Origin of the sequence: Pseudomonas lundensis, from assembly GCF_015377145.2 — a bacterium.
Taxonomy (GTDB): Bacteria; Pseudomonadota; Gammaproteobacteria; order Pseudomonadales; family Pseudomonadaceae; genus Aquipseudomonas; species Aquipseudomonas lundensis.
On record NZ_CP062158.2, the window covers coordinates 4,848,881 to 4,864,407 of the forward strand.

A 15,527-nucleotide genomic window follows, 5' to 3' on the forward strand; every position below is an offset into this window, starting at 1 on the left:
GTTCCTCACAGGCCTGCGTGGGCGGCGATGGCGGCAGCGATGGCCAATGCCAGCTCTTCGGGTTTGCGCTTGATCGAGTAGTTGGTCAGTTCGGGATGGCTTTCGACAAAGCTGGTGTTGAACTGGCCGCTACGGAATTCCGGGTTACGCAGGATTTCCTGGTAGTACGCGGCCGTGGTTTTGACCCCTTGCAGACGCATGTCGTCGAGGGCGCGCAAACCACGGTCCATCGCTTCTTCCCAGGTCAGCGCCCACACCACCAGCTTCAGGCACATGGAGTCGTAAAACGGCGGAATGGTGTAGCCGGTGTAGATCGCCGTGTCTGTGCGCACGCCGGGGCCACCGGGCGCGTAGTAGCGCGTGATCTTGCCGAAGCTGGGCAGGAAGTTGTTTTTCGGGTCTTCGGCGTTGATCCGGAATTGCAGGGCAAAGCCGCGGTGCTGAATGTCTTCTTGCTTGATCGACAGCGGCAAGCCGGAGGCGATACGGATTTGTTCGCGAACGATGTCGATGCCGGTGATTTCTTCGGTGATGGTGTGTTCCACCTGCACCCGGGTGTTCATCTCCATGAAGTACACCTCGCCCTCGGCGAGCAGGAACTCCACGGTGCCAGCATTCTCATAGCCCACGGCCTTGGCTGCGCGCACAGACAGGTCGCCGATGTAGGCGCGCTGTTCCGGGGTCAGCTGGGGGCTTGGGGCGATTTCGATGAGCTTCTGGTTACGGCGCTGAATCGAGCAGTCACGCTCGAACAGATGCACCACGTTGCCAAAGCTGTCACCGAGAATCTGCGCTTCGATGTGCTTGGGGTTGACGATGCATTTTTCGAGGAACACTTCGGCCGAACCAAAGGCTTTGGTGGCTTCGGAGATCACACGGGGGAAGGCTTGCTCCAGCTCTTCACGGCTGTTGCAACGGCGAATGCCGCGACCGCCACCGCCCGAGGTGGCCTTGAGCATGACCGGGTAGCCAATGCGCTCGCCTTCGAGCAACGCTTCGTGGATATCGGCCACGTTGCCTTCGGTGCCTGGCGTGACCGGCACACCGGCTTTGATCATGCTGCGGCGGGCTTCGGTCTTGTCACCCATGCGGCGAATGACTTCAGCGGCCGGACCAATAAACTTGATGCCGCGTTCTGCGCAGATGTCAGCCAATTCAGCGTTTTCTGACAAGAAGCCGTAACCGGGGTGCAAGGCGTCACAGCCGGTTTCGACCGCCAGGTTCACCAGTTTGCGCGGGTTCAGATAACCGGCCAGCGGGTCTTCACCAATGCTGTGCGCTTCATCGGCGCGCTTGACGTGCAAAGCATGCCGATCCGCTTCGGAGTAGACCGCGACAGAGCGAATGCCCATCTCGGCGCAGGCACGCACGATGCGCACAGCAATTTCTCCGCGGTTGGCGATCAGGATCTTTTTTATCACTTGGATTTTCCTAAAGCCCATGGAACAAACGACCTGCTAGACCAGGTCGGCACGTGTCCAAATGTGTCTGAACCGTTGTGTCGTCACACTAGACCTGCGCATTGATAAACAAAAATCAATAATTCTTGGGTTGTGCATAAGTAACGACTTATAGTCAGCCCACCCCCTGCGCTCGGAATAAACGTCAAAAATGCGTAAGTCATTGATGCGTATCACTTTTCGACAACTTCAAGTGTTCAATGAAGTGTGTGACCTGCGTTCTTACAGCCGTGCGGCAGAAGAAATGTCGCTGACGCAACCCGCCGTAAGTCTACAAATTCGTCAGTTAGAAGAGCTGATCGGGCAGCCGTTGTTCGATTATGTGGGCAAAAAACTGTACATGACCGAAGCCGCTGAAGCGCTTCAGCGCGCCAGTCGCGATATTTTTGGCCGCCTGGAAAACCTAGATATGCAGTTGTCCGACATGCTCGGCTCGCTGCAAGGTCAACTGAAATTGGCGGTGGAATCCAGCGCGAAGTATTTCGTGCCACACCTGTTCGCCGCGTTCAAGCGCCAGCACCCGGAAGTGAATTTGCAGCTCACGGTCGTCAACCGCGCACAAGCAGTGCGCAGGCTGTCGGACAACCGCGATGATCTGGTGATCATGTCGATGGTGCCGCTGGACATGGGGCTGGAATTTTTGCCGTTTTTGAATAACCCGATCGTGGCCGTCGCCCCGCCCGACCACCCGCTGAGCCAGCGCGACACCTTGCATTTGCAGGACCTGGAACCCTTCACGCTGTTAATGCGCGAGCAAGGGTCGGGCACGCGCAGGGCGTGTGAGGAGTATTTCAAGGAGAAGCGCGTGCACTTCAATCAAACGCTGGAGGTGGCCTCGACCGATGCCCAGCGTGAGTGCGCCGTGGCCGGGCTGGGCGTGGCGCTGTTAACGCGCCACGCCGTCAGCCTGGAGTTGGCGACAGGCTTGCTGCGCGAGCTGCCTGTCGAGGAGTTGCCGCTGTACCGCAGTTGGTGCGTGGTGCAGGCCAAAGCCAAGCGCCTGTCACCGGTGGCGCATGCATTTCTGGGGTTTATCCGCAGCGAGCGTCTGCAAATCAGCGCGTTGGTTGAGCGCTTCGACGGCCACTTGCCGACGAGGCTTGCCAATAATTGATGGCGCTCAGGTCCGGGTAGTCGGCTGTTTCCAGGCGCAATTGGCGCTGGTCCGTATGGTCTTCAATCGCACGTCGGAAGGCCATGCGGCGCTGATCTTCCTGTTGGCGGCGGGTTTTGACGGCGCTGTTGCGTTCTTCGTAAGGCTGAGCCATTTCGAGTCTCCCAAGGCGTGTACGGGAGCTTTACGATGGACCAGATTTATGACGAATTAGGGAAGTCGAGATGACAGATGCGTGAAACGCGCTGGGTGCGCCCGCTCTCCCTGTTGAGAAGGGAGAGCGCCAGGGGCTGTTAGTCTTCTATGTTTTTCAGCGATTTAGGCGACAGGCGCAGGCTGCGCAAGCTGCGTTTGACGCTTTTCAGGTGGTTGACCAGGCTCGGGCCGCGCGCCATGGCCACGCCCATGGCCAGCACATCGATCACCACCAGGTGCGCAATGCGCGAGGTCAGCGGCGTATAGATTTCGGTGTCTTCGTGCACATCAATCGCCAGGTTGACGGTCGCCAGTTCCGCCAGCGGCGTTTGGCTCGGGCACAAGGTGATCAATGTCGCACCGCTTTCACGCACCAGGTTGGCGGTAATCAACAGGTCCTTGGAGCGCCCGGACTGGGAAATGCAAATCGCCACGTCAGTGGGCTTCAACGTGACAGCCGACATCGCCTGCATGTGTGGGTCGGAGTACGCCGCTGCCGTCAGTAACAAACGGAAAAACTTGTGCTGAGCATCCGCCGCCACGGCACCCGACGCACCAAAGCCATAAAACTCGACGCGCTGGGCCTGAGACATCGCTGTCACAGCGCGCTGCAAAGCGACCGGGTCGAGTTTTTCGCGCACGTCCATCAGGGTGTGGAGTGTGGTGTCGAAAATTTTCAGGCTGTAGTCAGCGACCGAGTCGTCTTCGTGGATGGCAAACTGGCCAAAGCTGGCACCCGCCGCAAGGCTTTGCGCCAGCTTGAGTTTCAGGTCCTGAAACCCCGAGCAACCAATCGCCCGGCAAAAGCGCACGATGGTGGGCTCACTGATACCCACGCTGTGGGCAAGGTCGGCCATGGAACTGTGCATTACAGCCGCAGGATCAAGCAGCACGTGATCGGCGACCTTGAGTTCCGATTTACGTAACAAGTGGCGTGACTGGGCGATATGTTGCAGCAAGTTCAAAGGGCAGGACTCGGTCTGAAAGGGTTGGATGGCCGGGATGTAGCAATCTTGTAGTTATACTACAAGAATTCGTTTTCTGCCCAACCAATCCACGACTAAAACCGCGGCTTCCTCCCCTATTCAGGCCGCCCGCGCTCTATGTAGCCCTTTTGAGCACTACAAAAAGACTACATCGCTGCGCAATAAATCGCCCAAAGCGGCCGCGTTAATCGGACGACTGATCAAATACCCCTGCACTTCGTCGCACTGTTGCGCCTTGAGAAAAGCCAGTTGCACGTCTTCTTCCACGCCTTCTGCCACAACCATTAATTCAAGGCTATGAGCCATCGCAATGATTGCCTTGGTGATGGCTTCGTCTTCAGCGCAGCGCCCTACGCCACGAATGAAGGTCTGGTCGATTTTGACGTAGTCCACGGCAAACCGTTTGAGGTAACTGAGGGAGGAATACCCGGTGCCAAAGTCGTCAATCGCCAGTTTGACGCCCAACTGATGCAACTGCTCAAAGGTCGAAATAATGGACTCAACGCTGTCGAGCAGCTGGCTTTCCGTCAATTCAAGCTCCAGATACTGCGGCGCCAGCCCGGATTCTTCGAGCACCTGACGCACCAGACTGACCAGCTTGCCCTGCCGTAATTGGTGCACCGACAAATTGACCGACACCCGTATCGGCCCCAGCCCTTCGCGCTGCCATTGGCAGGCCTGCCGACACGCCTCGCGCAACACAAACTCACCGATGGGCCCGATCAGCCCGGTCTCTTCGGCCAGGCCGATGAAATCGCCCGGCGGCACGCTGCCCAACTGGGGGTGATCCCAGCGCACAAGTGCTTCGGCTCCGTTCATACGGCCCGTCGCCAGGCACATCTTGGGTTGATAGAAGACGGTCAGTTGCTGTTCGGCAATCGCTTTGCGCAATTGGTTTTCCAGCTGTAAGCGCTCCAGGGTGCTGTGCTGCAAGCTGTGGCTGAAGAATTGAAAACTGCCGCCGCCCAAGTGCTTGGCTTGGAGCATGGCCTGATTCGACTGACTCACCAGCGTGGCGATGTCCCGCGCACTGTCGGGCAGCAGGCTGATCCCCATGGACGCGCTGATGACCAGTTCATGGCCCTCAATCATAAGCGGCCGGCCCAGCTTGGCCAGCAGCCGCGTCGCGACCCGCGCCAGACTGGTCAGGCTGGCGTAGGAGTCGAACAACACCGCGAACTCATCCCCTGACAACCGCGCGATGGTGTCGGCTTCAGGCAGCGCTTTGGTCAGGCGTCTGGCGACTTTGTGCAGGACCTGATCAGCCAGTTCTGATCCAAGACTGTCGTTCAACAGCTTGAATCGATCCAGGTTGATGTACAGCAGGGCAAGGTTACGCGCGCCTTGGCGAGCCCGTTGATTGGCCTCTTCAAGCCGCTCTTTGAACAACAGGCGATTGGCCAGTCCGGTCAGTTCATCGAAGTGGGTAAGGTGGCGAACACGGGCTTCGGAGCGGCGCCGCGCCGACAGGTCACTGACAAACGCCACGATATGACTGATGTGCCCGTCATCATCACGCACCACTTTCAATTGCAGCCACTGCGGGTACAACTCGCCGGTTTTGCGCGTTTCAACCAACTCACCCTGCCAGCGGTCCTGCTGCTCCAAAACAGGCTGGATGACCGGGAAGTGGCGCAGCGCATCGCGGCTGCACGCCAGCTCGCTCACGCGGCGGCCGACCAGTTCTTCAACCGCATAACCGCTGAATCGACTGAATGCCTGATTCACCGCCAACATGCGGTAATCCGGGTCGAGGATCACAATGCCCTCGCTGGCCGCTTCAAAGACGGTGGCCGCCAGGCGTCGCTGCTCAGCCTCGCGTAAACGCTCCGCAGCCGGGGACTGCGCCTCTGGCAGTGTCGGCAAAGATTGAGATTTCCCACGACGGCGCTGATTGACTTGCCAGCCGGCAACCCCCAGCACAGTCAGAAAAAAACCGAGCCCGGTGCCGATCAACACACCCGACGCACTAAGACCCTGAATCATTGGCAATATTCTTATCAGTGGATGAGCCAAAAAAGTCGCCCGAGCATACACAAGCAATGCTCACGACCAAACTGAGACACGTCATTAAAAAGACGAAATAACGCCACGCAATTAACAGATGCGCGGCCTGCCTTTTCAAAGACGTGTGCCGAAGCTGCGACAGACGGCCCGCGGGAACAGGATTGGCGTTTGCCCGGTTTGAGCCAGCACCCTAGAATGCCCCGATGCGCGAAGATCTCTCTCTCTTATTGAATTCCCTCAACGATGCCCAACGTCAGGCCGTCACGGCCAGTGTCGGGCGTCAGTTGGTCCTGGCCGGCGCAGGTTCCGGCAAAACCCGTGTGCTGGTGCACCGTATCGCCTGGTTGATCCAGGTCGAGAACGCCTCACCCCACTCCGTCCTGTCGGTGACGTTCACCAACAAGGCCGCTGCCGAGATGCGTCATCGCATCGAACAGCTCATGGGGATCAACCCGGCCGGCATGTGGGTCGGGACGTTCCACGGGCTGGCGCATCGCCTGCTGCGGGCTCACTGGCAAGAAGCCGGGCTGAGCCAGACCTTCCAGATCCTCGACAGCGACGACCAGCAACGCTTGGTCAAGCGTGTGATTCGGGAACTGGGGCTGGACGAACAGCGTTGGCCAGTGCGTCAGGCGCAGTGGTTTATCAACGGTCAAAAAGACGAAGGCCTGCGTCCGCAACATATTCAGGCCAGCGGCGATTTGTTCCTGGCCACCATGCGCAGCATTTATGAGGCCTATGAGGCCGCGTGCCAGCGCGCAGGTGTGATCGACTTCTCCGAGTTGCTGTTGCGTGCGCTCGATCTGTGGCGCGATAACCCGGGCCTGCTGGCGCACTATCAAAAGCGTTTCCGGCACATTCTCGTGGACGAGTTCCAGGACACCAACGCCGTTCAATACGCCTGGTTGCGCTTGCTGGCCAAGGGTGGCGACAGCTTGATGGTGGTCGGCGATGACGATCAGTCGATCTACGGCTGGCGCGGCGCCAAAATTGAGAACATCTACCAGTACTCCACAGACTTCCCCGACGCCGAAACCATTCGTCTGGAGCAAAACTATCGCTCCACGGCGGGCATCCTCAAGGCCGCCAACGCGCTGATTGCCAATAACACCGGGCGCATGGGTAAAGAGCTGTGGACCGACGGCGGCGATGGCGAAGCGATCAATCTGTACGCCGCATTCAACGAGCACGATGAAGCCCGCTACGTGGTTGAAACCATCGAAAGCGCGCTGAAAACCGGGCTGGCGCACAACGACATCGCCATTTTGTATCGCTCCAACGCCCAGTCACGGGTATTGGAAGAGGCGTTGTTGCGCGAACGCATTCCTTATCGAATTTATGGCGGCCAGCGCTTCTTCGAACGCGCCGAGATCAAGAACGCCATGGCCTACCTGCGTTTGCTTGAAGGCCGTGGGAATGATGCTGCACTGGAGCGGGTGATTAACGTCCCGGCTCGCGGTATTGGCGAAAAAACCGTCGAAGCGATTCGTGAACACGCACGTCACAATGATGTGTCGATGTGGGAAGCCATGCGCCAGCTGATCGCCAATAAAGCGCTGCCCGGCCGTGCGTCGGGTGCCATTGCCGGTTTTGTCGAATTGATCGAAAGCCTCGCGGCAAAAGTCATGGAGATGCCTTTGCATCTGATGACCCAGACCGTGATCGAGCAAAGCGGGCTGATTGCCTACCACCAGGCTGAAAAAGGTGAGAAAGGCCAGGCCCGGGTAGAAAACCTTGAGGAACTGGTCAGCGCCGCGCGCAACTTCGAGAACACGGAAGAAGACGAAGAACTGACACCGTTGGCCGCATTCCTCGGCCATGCGTCGCTGGAGGCCGGCGACACCCAGGCGCAAGAGCACGAAGACGGCATCCAGTTGATGACCCTGCACAGCGCCAAAGGGCTGGAATTCCCCTACGTGTTCCTGGTGGGCATGGAAGAAGGCCTGTTCCCGCACAAGATGAGCCTTGAAGAGCCCGGTCGTCTTGAGGAGGAGCGCCGACTGGCGTACGTGGGCATCACACGGGCCATGCAGAACCTAGTGATGACCTATGCTGAGACCCGACGTCTTTACGGTAGCGAGACCTACAACAAGGTTTCACGCTTCGTACGTGAAGTGCCAAAAGGGCTGATTCAGGAAGTGCGTTTGTCCAACAGCGTCAGCCGCCCTTTCGGCGGCGGTCAACAGCAGAGCGCCAGCACCCTGTTTGGGGGTTCGGAGATTCCGGAAACCGAATTCAAACTGGGTCAGATGGTCAAGCATGCGGTATTCGGTGAAGGTGTGATCCTCAACTTCGAGGGCGCCGGTGCGCAGGCGCGGGTGCAGGTCAACTTCTCTGAAGGCAGCAAGTGGCTGATGATGGGCTACGCCAAACTTGAGGCGGTCTGACAGCAACCCGACAGCCATCGGACGATAAGGTAGGCAACATGGGCTCAGGCTTTTTTTCTTCCTGGACATTCTGGGCCCTGTTGTCAGCCACGTTCGCCGCGCTGACGGCGATCTTTGCCAAGGTCGGAATCGAACACGTCAATTCCGACTTCGCGACGTTGTTGCGTACCGCAGTGGTGCTGGTCAGCCTAGCGCTGATTCTTTACGCCACAGGCCAGTATCAACCGCTGAGTTCGATTTCCCCACGCAGTTACCTGTTTTTAGCGTTGTCGGGGTTGGCGACCGGGGCATCCTGGCTTTGCTACTTCCGCGCCTTGAAACTGGGGCCCGCGTCACTCGTCGCACCGGTGGACAAGCTCAGCGTGGTACTGGTGGCGATCATCGGTGTACTGCTGCTGGGCGAAAAACTCGACCTGCGGCAATGGGGCGGAATCGGCTTGATCACGGCGGGCGTGGTGATGCTGGCGCTCAAGCGCTAGAGACGCCGTACCGTGGGCCCCACTGAGTCGACAATCGTGGCTTTTCAACGTGAACTACAGAATACAAAGAAACGTCTTACTCTAAATTAGGCAAAAACCCGAAACACTTCACCGCTAGCCAGTCACACCTCACCTGTGCACCATGGCGCGCGTGTCATCCACAAATGGGAATTCCCTTTATGAAACGTTTTCTTAGCATCGCCATGGCGTTGTGCATCGGTTTGACGATGAGTCTCGACGCAAATGCCAAGCGCTTCGGCGGCGGCAAAAGTTTTGGTTCGGCGCCTAGCCACCAGACTCGCCAAGCCGCTCCTGCCTCTCCAGCCGCAGCCCCTGCCGCTGCTGGCGCAGCTGCCAAGGCCGGTGGTGCTTCACGCTGGCTTGGCCCTCTGGCCGGTATCGCTGCCGGCGGCCTGCTGGCTTCCATGTTCATGGGCGACGGCTTCCAGGGCATGCAGATCTTCGACATCCTGATCATGGCGGTCATTGCGTTTGTGATCTTCCGCTTCATCGCCGCGCGTCGTCGCAAGCAACAAGCTGACCTGGCCCCGGCGGGTCACGCACCGATGCAGCGCGAAGCGTTCGACGCCAAGCCAGCCACTGCGTCGATCTTCGGTGGCGGTTCTTCTGCCGCGGCGCCACGCCCGGTCATCAACGCGCCCGCCTGGTTCAACGAGCAGAGCTTCCTGGAAGCCGCGCGCAACCATTTCCAGTCCTTGCAACAGCATTGGGACGCTAATGAAATGGACAAGATCGCTGAGTTCGTCACTCCGCAAATGCTTGAATTCCTCAAGCGCGAGCGCGCTGATCTGGGTGATGGCTTCAACTCGACGTACATCGACAACCTGACCGTTCAGCTGGACGGCCTGGACGATCGCGCCGATAAAACCATCGCCACACTGACGTTCAGCGGCCTCTCCAAAACCTCGCGTTTTGATCAGGGTGAAGCCTTCAGCGAAAGCTGGAACATGGAACGCGTTCAAGGTGAAAACCAGCCTTGGCTTGTAGCCGGTATCCGTCAGAACGGCTGATCGATTTCGCTTAACAGGTTGTAACCAAAGCCCCGGACTTGTCCGGGGCTTTGCATTTCACGATTGCACTTATAACGAGCTACTGTATAAAGCGCGTCATATAAAACCGCGCCATTAGAGTATGAGGATTGAGGTCGTGGAAGAGATCATTGAACAATTGCGTGAGGCAAATGAACCCGTCCCGGTTCCTCTGGAACTGCCTGACGAAGATTTGCTGGTGGAAATCGAAGAACAGCTGTTCATCGATATTCCCTTTGTTTTCCGAGAGTTTTTGCTGACAGTCAGCGACGTGGTGTATGGCAGCCTAGAGCCGGTCACTGTGACCGACCCGCAATCGCATACCTACCTGCCTGACGTCGCGGCCAATGCATGGGATGCGGGCGTAGACCGCAGTCTGATCCCTATCTGTCAGGACGGCGACGACTACTACTGCGTCGAGGAAGACGGCACGGTCGTGCTGTGGTCCGCCGAAGAAGAGCTGGTTACCGAAGAGACATGGGAATCGGTCTGGCACTGGGCACGGGATGTCTGGCTGGAAAGCTGATACACCCGCCAGCTGCTTTGCAGGAGTGAGCGTGCGCGAGAGGGGCTGAGCACCATCCCCATCACGAGGCAAGCTCGCTCCTGCAGAAGATAAACCAGGCCGCTAGTGGCCCACATCCTTGTGATTGTCGAGGGTTTCCAGCAAGGCCACTTGCATGCGCGTGTGAATGCGCACGAACCAGCGCCACAACACCGCCGCGACCCCGGCTGCAACCACCGCAATCACGATCAGCAGTTCATTGGTCGGCAAGATGCTGGCGGACAAGGCTGACAGCAGCAAGAAGATCACCAGCAACGACAGAATCGGGATCACTTCAGCAATCACGCGACGGACGCGCTGTGTGTGCCGCCCCGCCATCTCGGGTTTAACCCCCATCTCTGCCAAGAGCATCGACAGTGCCTTGAGTTTGCGATACGCCGCGATCAGAAACGGCAGCGACAGCAATAACGCGGCGCCCCAGATCAAGCCGTGCTGCCAGCTCGATTTCATCACCCACCCCTGCAAATACACCGCAATGCGAGGGGCGAAATACCCCCCGGCAAAGAAAATGGCCATCACCAGAGCCAGATTGACACCCACCTGCAGCAAGATCTTGCGAATCATCGCCGCCAACCGTGCCCCTTCGCCCTGGGGCTGAATACTGCTCAGCCATTCGCCATAGAGCCCGAACACGCGCGACACCCGGTTGGGCATGATCTGCGCCAGCTTGAGCGAGAGCGGATCAGCGGCGCGAATCAAATACGGGGTCATCAGGGTGGTCAGCACCGATACAGCGACCGCTACGGGGTACAGGAAGCTGCTGGTGACCTGCAAGGTCATGCCCAGTGCCGCGATGATGAATGAAAACTCTCCGATCTGAGAGAGCCCCATCCCGACTCTCAGCGAGGTCCGTCCATCATTGCCTGCGATAAACGCACCCAAGCCACAGGACAACATCTTGCCCAGTACTACCGCGCAGGTAATGACGACTATCGGCAGAGCGTATTCCCACAAGATGGCAGGATCGAGCATCAAGCCGATGGCGACGAAAAAGATCGCACTGAAGAGGTCACGCACTGGCTCGATCAGCCTTTCGATTTTCAGCAGCTGCCGGGATTCGGCCATGATTGCACCGATCAAAAACGCCCCCAGCACCATGCTGTACTCCAGCTTGACCACGAGCAGACAGAAACCAAAACACAGCCCCAGCACGGTAATCAGCAGCATCTCATTGCTTTCAAACCGGGCTACATAAGCCAGTACCCGGGGTACCAGCAAAATGCCAATGACCAACGCCACGATCATGAACAACGAGAGTTTGCCGACGGTCGAGAACACCTCTTCCGGGCTCACGCTGCCACTGACGGCGATGCTGGAAAGCAGGGCAATAATCCCGATGCCCAAAATGTCCTCGACGATCAGCACGCCAAAAATCAGCTGTGCGAATCGTTCGTTTTTCATTTTCAGGTCGTTCAGCGCCTTGACGATGATCGTGGTCGACGAGATAGCCAAGATGGCGCCGAGGAACAACGCGTCCATGGTGTTCCAGTCGAACCAGCGGCCAATCTCGTAGCCGATCCAGATCATCAGGGTGATTTCCATGAACGCCGCGATAAACGCCGTGGCGCCCACTTTGAACAGTTTGCGCAGGCTGAACTCAAGCCCCAGGCAGAACATCAGGAATATCACCCCCAACTCCGCCAGGGTTTTGATGGTCTGTTCGTCGTGAATCAGGCCAAACGGTGGCGTATGCGGGCCAATGATGAAACCCGCCACGATGTACCCCAAGACCACGGGCTGCTTGAAACGGTGAAATAGAATGGTCACCACACCTGCGACCAGCATGATGACTGCCAGATCCTGAATAAAACTGATGGCATGCATGACGTGTCGCCTCCTTGTGTGAGTGCTGTCCAGAAACAAAACGACAGACACAGAGGATTACTCTGTGCGTAGCGGACGCTTGAAGTGTAGGAAATACCCGGCAAACGGGCGTTTGCAGGTTAACACCGGGATTTACCGCAGAAAGGCAGCGCAATATGTGGAAACATGTGCGCCAGAGCGTGACGGCAGCCCGTGCGGCAGCGTCCCGTTGTTGAAGCTTTCAAAAACGCGAAAAGTATCCACAGAGATACCTTTTTCACTGCTGCAACTTTACCGCGAGCCTGCTGCTATGGAACCCGGAAACGCCCAACTGTCGATGACGGTCTTGATGACCCCGGACATGGCCAATTTTTCTGGCAATGTTCACGGCGGAACCCTGCTCAAGTACCTCGACGAAGTCGCCTACGCCTGTGCTAGCCGCTATGCCGGGCGCTATGTCGTGACCCTGTCAGTCGATCAGGTTATTTTTCGCGAGCCGGTGCATGTCGGTGAGCTGGTGACCTTTCTGGCCTCGGTCAACTACACCGGCACCACGTCGATGGAAGTGGGGATCAAGGTCGTCACTGAAAACATCCGTGAGCGCTCCGTGCGTCACACCAACAGCTGCTTCTTCACCATGGTGGCGGTGGACGATGATCGCAAGCCGGCGGCTGTACCGCCTTTACAGCCCGTTAACAGCGAAGACAAACGTCGCTTTATCCAGGGTAAACAGCGTCGTCAGATCCGACAGGAACTGGAAAAACGCTATCAGGAATTGAAAGACGAAACGCTGTAAACCTCAGCCGCTCCTGTAGGAGCATGCGTGCTGGCGATTCAGCCCATTCCGTCATTTTTGAATGACCGGGAAGGTTTTATCGCCAGCAAACGGGGTTTACAGGTGGATCGGCATCGCCTCAAACCGCACTCGCGGGTGAGCAATGCGGTCCTGGGCACGCACCAGTTGCAGTTCGTAGCTGGTGCACGCCTGGGTTTCCAGCAGCACTTCATGCACGGCCGAAGCGGCAAATTCGAACGCGGCGACCAGGCTATCTCCCAGCAATACCCGCGCCAGGAACAAGCCGGACGTCAAGTCGCCCACACCGACGGGCTGACGGGGAAACGCCAGTAATGGGCGGCGCAGGTGCCAATTGCCTTCAGGGGTGACCAGCAGCATTTCGAAACTTTCTTCCGGCTTGCCAGGGTAGGACAAGTGCTTGACCAGAACGGCCTTGGGGCCGCGTGCCAACAGGCTGCGCGCCATCGCCAGGCAATCGAACAGCGACTGCGGGTGACGACCACAGAAGCTGTCCAGCTCCAACTGGTTGGGGCACAGAAAGTCGGCCACGGCGGCCGCTTCATTCAGCAGAAAATCACTGACTTCGTACGGCACAATGCAGCCTTTCTCCGGGTGCCCCATGACCGGGTCGCACAGGTACAGCGCGTTGGGGTTAACGGCCTTGATCCGCGCGACCCCACTGAGAATGGCTCGCCCTTGCGCAGCGCTGCCCAAATAGCCGGATAACACGGCGTCGCAGTTGCCCAGCTCACCGATGGCGGCAATCCCGTCAACCAACGCCGGAATTTGGTCCGGGGCCAGCACTTCGCCAGCCCATTGGCCATACTGAGTGTGGTTTGAGAACTGCACGGTATTCAAAGGCCATACATTGACGCCCACGCGCTGCATGGGAAAAACGGCCGCGCTGTTGCCGGCATGGCCGAAAACCACGTGGGATTGGATGGCGAGTAAGTGAGGCGTACGTTTCATGCCGGCTTCCAGACTGCGTGTGGATTCAAGCCACGCAGTATGCGACGAAAAGCAACCTGTACGACAGGCTGAAGACGCAGTTAAGCTGAGCCCACTCTGTTGGAGCACATGTGATGCTGACCCTTGGAAATATGTTTGTGCTGATGTTGTTGGCAACAGGTGCTGCCTGGCTGTGGCACAACCACGGCATGCGCGAGCGGGCGTTGGAGCGCGTCAAACAGCACTGCAACAAACTCGACATCGAGTTACTCGATGAAAACGTGGCCCTGAAGAAAATCGCCTTTATCCCGGACGCCAAGGGCAATCGCCGCCTGGCCCGTGTGTATAACTTTGAATTCACCGTCACCGGTGATCAGCGCCATGCGGGCACCATCACTCAATTTGGAGCCCACAGCGCCAAAATTGAACTGGCCCCCTACCCGTTCAAGGCTGAGCCAGAGCCTGAACAGCGCGATATCCCCAGCGCTCAAGTCATCGAACTCAGCCAATGGCGCCAGCAACACACCAAACCCCGCCAATAGTGCCGAACCCGGGAGAAACTTGATCCTCTCCTGGGACGCGGCAGCCTTCTCTACGTTCTTTAGGCGGCCTGTGGATAACTTTCTTGCAGATTGCACTAAAAACGCCTGAAAACCCCTAAATAGACGCTTTCCAGTGGATATTTTCAGCTCAATTTTTCGCAATCAGCACGAATTGTAGGACAACTTTACCAGTACAGATTGGCACTTTTCAGAGGAAATTCAGTGCGAAAGGCATTGTTGCAGGCCTTCTGTCAGGGCATTCAGGTCCTGCGGGGCGTCGAAGATCAGTTCAATACGTGAATCTTTGCGCCATTCAGCGTTTTTCCAGGGTTCCAGCCGATTTTTCAGCGAATTTGAGGACATCCAGCCCGCAGATCCATGAACAACCAGCTTTGCACGCAGCCAATTCAGGCCTTCAAGCCATCGGATCAGCGCTTGCAGATCAAACTGGCGCGACGGATGCCATTTCCAGCCGGCACTCCACCCTTCAGGCTGCTGACTGAACACAATAATGGGCGTCTCAGGCCCGGAAAAAATGCTACCTATTGAATTAAAATCCTTATAAATCAATGAGTTATCCACAGCATGAATATCGCTAATAGTGGCTACAGGCAGCGTATTTAGCGGGATGTAGCCCTGTTCGGTCCATAGCAGAGGGCACTTTGGCAGGCATGATGCAATCTGCTCACGTTGCTCTTTTTCCACACTATTAGATTTATTCATGACCAATAAACCGGCCATTTCCAAGGCTTCGCGCTGACTTTGCGGCAAGGGTTTTCCCTGAGCGAGTGCTTCGGTATCCAAGACCATGACGCAGGGTTGTAGCGCCAAAACACCCAGCCAGGGCGTCACGCTTAACTGCTGGAGGATGCGCGCGGGATGGCCAAGGCCAGAGGGTTCGATGAACAGGCGGTCGGGTTTTGCCTTGCGCAAAAGGCGGCTCAAGCCAATTTGAAAAGGCGCGCCGTTCACGCAACACACGCACCCGCCCGCCACTTCAGTGATCGCGATTTGATCATCTGCCGAACTCATCAAGGCCGCGTCGAGACCGATTTGCCCGAACTCATTCACCAAAACCGCCCAGCGCTCGTGTGCAGGCTTCTGTGCCATCAGGTGCTGAATCAGACTGGTTTTACCTGCACCGAGCGGCCCGGCGATCACATGAGTAGGAATGTTGTGCAACATCATCGCCCGCT

Annotated in this window: 13 protein-coding genes and 1 pseudogene; 7 read left to right on the top strand and 7 right to left on the bottom strand. The window is 57.6% G+C overall.

Annotation, left to right across the window (positions count from 1 at the left end; genetic code table 11):
• Positions 1-5: 5 nt before the first annotated feature.
• Positions 6-1,421: an acetyl-CoA carboxylase biotin carboxylase subunit gene (locus IF654_RS22600; protein WP_047279055.1), complete on the bottom strand. Its 1,416-nt coding sequence runs from the start codon at positions 1,419-1,421 to the stop codon at positions 6-8.
• Between the two features lie 190 nt (positions 1,422-1,611).
• Here IF654_RS22600 and IF654_RS22605 point away from each other — a divergent pair, with 190 nt between their 5' ends.
• Positions 1,612-2,574 (top strand): LysR family transcriptional regulator, encoded by a 963-nt coding sequence (locus tag IF654_RS22605; protein WP_047279710.1) that lies wholly within the window; start codon positions 1,612-1,614, stop codon positions 2,572-2,574.
• Here the strand turns inward: IF654_RS22605 and IF654_RS22610 are convergent.
• From IF654_RS22610 to IF654_RS22620, 3 genes and pseudogenes are all read right to left on the bottom strand, one after another.
• Complete coding sequence (locus IF654_RS22610; RefSeq protein WP_047279051.1) at positions 2,516-2,728, bottom strand: PA3496 family putative envelope integrity protein; 213 nt, start codon at positions 2,726-2,728, stop codon at positions 2,516-2,518. The two genes, IF654_RS22605 and IF654_RS22610, sit on opposite strands and share 59 nt — an antisense overlap.
• A 139-nt stretch (positions 2,729-2,867) precedes the next feature.
• Entirely contained in the window at positions 2,868-3,734 is an 867-nt protein-coding gene (hexR, locus tag IF654_RS22615; protein ID WP_047279049.1) for a transcriptional regulator HexR, read from the bottom strand.
• Positions 3,735-3,890: 156 nt separating this feature from the next.
• A pseudogene (locus tag IF654_RS22620) lies at positions 3,891-5,567 on the bottom strand (putative bifunctional diguanylate cyclase/phosphodiesterase); the annotation flags it as partial.
• Between the two features lie 398 nt (positions 5,568-5,965).
• Between IF654_RS22620 and uvrD the strand changes: the two are divergent.
• The 4 genes from uvrD to IF654_RS22640 all read left to right on the top strand — a co-directional run bounded on the left by uvrD (position 5,966) and on the right by IF654_RS22640 (position 10,203).
• Positions 5,966-8,149, top strand: coding sequence for a DNA helicase II (uvrD, locus tag IF654_RS22625; protein WP_047279711.1), 2,184 nt, complete (start codon positions 5,966-5,968; stop codon positions 8,147-8,149).
• Positions 8,150-8,187: 38 nt separating this feature from the next.
• Positions 8,188-8,628, top strand: coding sequence for an EamA family transporter (locus tag IF654_RS22630; RefSeq protein ID WP_047279712.1), 441 nt, complete (start codon positions 8,188-8,190; stop codon positions 8,626-8,628).
• Between the two features lie 179 nt (positions 8,629-8,807).
• A complete protein-coding gene (locus tag IF654_RS22635) occupies positions 8,808-9,659 on the top strand; it encodes a Tim44 domain-containing protein (protein WP_047279043.1) in 852 nt (283 codons plus the stop codon).
• A 136-nt stretch (positions 9,660-9,795) separates the two neighbouring features.
• Positions 9,796-10,203: an SMI1/KNR4 family protein gene (locus IF654_RS22640; protein WP_014720555.1), complete on the top strand. Its 408-nt coding sequence runs from the start codon at positions 9,796-9,798 to the stop codon at positions 10,201-10,203.
• Positions 10,204-10,305: 102 nt separating this feature from the next.
• On the opposite strand, the gene IF654_RS22645 is transcribed toward IF654_RS22640, so the two are convergent.
• Entirely contained in the window at positions 10,306-12,066 is a 1,761-nt protein-coding gene (locus tag IF654_RS22645) for a cation:proton antiporter (RefSeq protein ID WP_047279039.1), read from the bottom strand.
• Positions 12,067-12,355: 289 nt separating this feature from the next.
• On the opposite strand from IF654_RS22645, the gene IF654_RS22650 reads away from it, so the two are divergent.
• Entirely contained in the window at positions 12,356-12,841 is a 486-nt protein-coding gene (locus IF654_RS22650; RefSeq protein WP_047279223.1) for an acyl-CoA thioesterase, read from the top strand.
• Positions 12,842-12,937: 96 nt separating this feature from the next.
• Here IF654_RS22650 and pdxY read toward each other — a convergent pair whose 3' ends face one another.
• A complete protein-coding gene (pdxY, locus tag IF654_RS22655) occupies positions 12,938-13,810 on the bottom strand; it encodes a pyridoxal kinase PdxY (protein ID WP_047279037.1) in 873 nt (290 codons plus the stop codon).
• A 113-nt stretch (positions 13,811-13,923) separates the two neighbouring features.
• On the opposite strand from pdxY, the gene IF654_RS22660 reads away from it, so the two are divergent.
• Positions 13,924-14,331 carry a DUF3301 domain-containing protein gene (locus IF654_RS22660; RefSeq protein ID WP_047279036.1) on the top strand — a complete coding sequence of 136 codons (408 nt, stop codon included), beginning with the start codon at positions 13,924-13,926 and terminating at the stop codon, positions 14,329-14,331.
• Positions 14,332-14,550: 219 nt separating this feature from the next.
• Here the strand turns inward: IF654_RS22660 and IF654_RS22665 are convergent, their stop codons facing one another.
• Complete coding sequence (locus IF654_RS22665) at positions 14,551-15,516, bottom strand: CobW family GTP-binding protein (protein WP_047283361.1); 966 nt, start codon at positions 15,514-15,516, stop codon at positions 14,551-14,553.
• Positions 15,517-15,527: the final 11 nt, after the last annotated feature.

What these genes read in the sequence shown, in the direction of transcription:
- pdxY (WP_047279037.1), bottom strand. Translation starts at nt 13,810, where the DNA reads ATGAAACGTACGCCTCACTTACTCGCCATCCAATCCCACGTGGTTTTC.
- IF654_RS22665 (WP_047283361.1), bottom strand. Translation starts at nt 15,516, where the DNA reads ATGTTGCACAACATTCCTACTCATGTGATCGCCGGGCCGCTCGGTGCA.
- IF654_RS22605 (WP_047279710.1), top strand. Translation starts at nt 1,612, where the DNA reads ATGCGTAAGTCATTGATGCGTATCACTTTTCGACAACTTCAAGTGTTC.
- IF654_RS22645 (WP_047279039.1), bottom strand. Translation starts at nt 12,066, where the DNA reads ATGCATGCCATCAGTTTTATTCAGGATCTGGCAGTCATCATGCTGGTC.
- IF654_RS22610 (WP_047279051.1), bottom strand. Translation starts at nt 2,728, where the DNA reads ATGGCTCAGCCTTACGAAGAACGCAACAGCGCCGTCAAAACCCGCCGC.
- uvrD (WP_047279711.1), top strand. Translation starts at nt 5,966, where the DNA reads ATGCGCGAAGATCTCTCTCTCTTATTGAATTCCCTCAACGATGCCCAA.
- IF654_RS22650 (WP_047279223.1), top strand. Translation starts at nt 12,356, where the DNA reads ATGGAACCCGGAAACGCCCAACTGTCGATGACGGTCTTGATGACCCCG.
- IF654_RS22630 (WP_047279712.1), top strand. Translation starts at nt 8,188, where the DNA reads ATGGGCTCAGGCTTTTTTTCTTCCTGGACATTCTGGGCCCTGTTGTCA.
- IF654_RS22660 (WP_047279036.1), top strand. Translation starts at nt 13,924, where the DNA reads ATGCTGACCCTTGGAAATATGTTTGTGCTGATGTTGTTGGCAACAGGT.
- IF654_RS22635 (WP_047279043.1), top strand. Translation starts at nt 8,808, where the DNA reads ATGAAACGTTTTCTTAGCATCGCCATGGCGTTGTGCATCGGTTTGACG.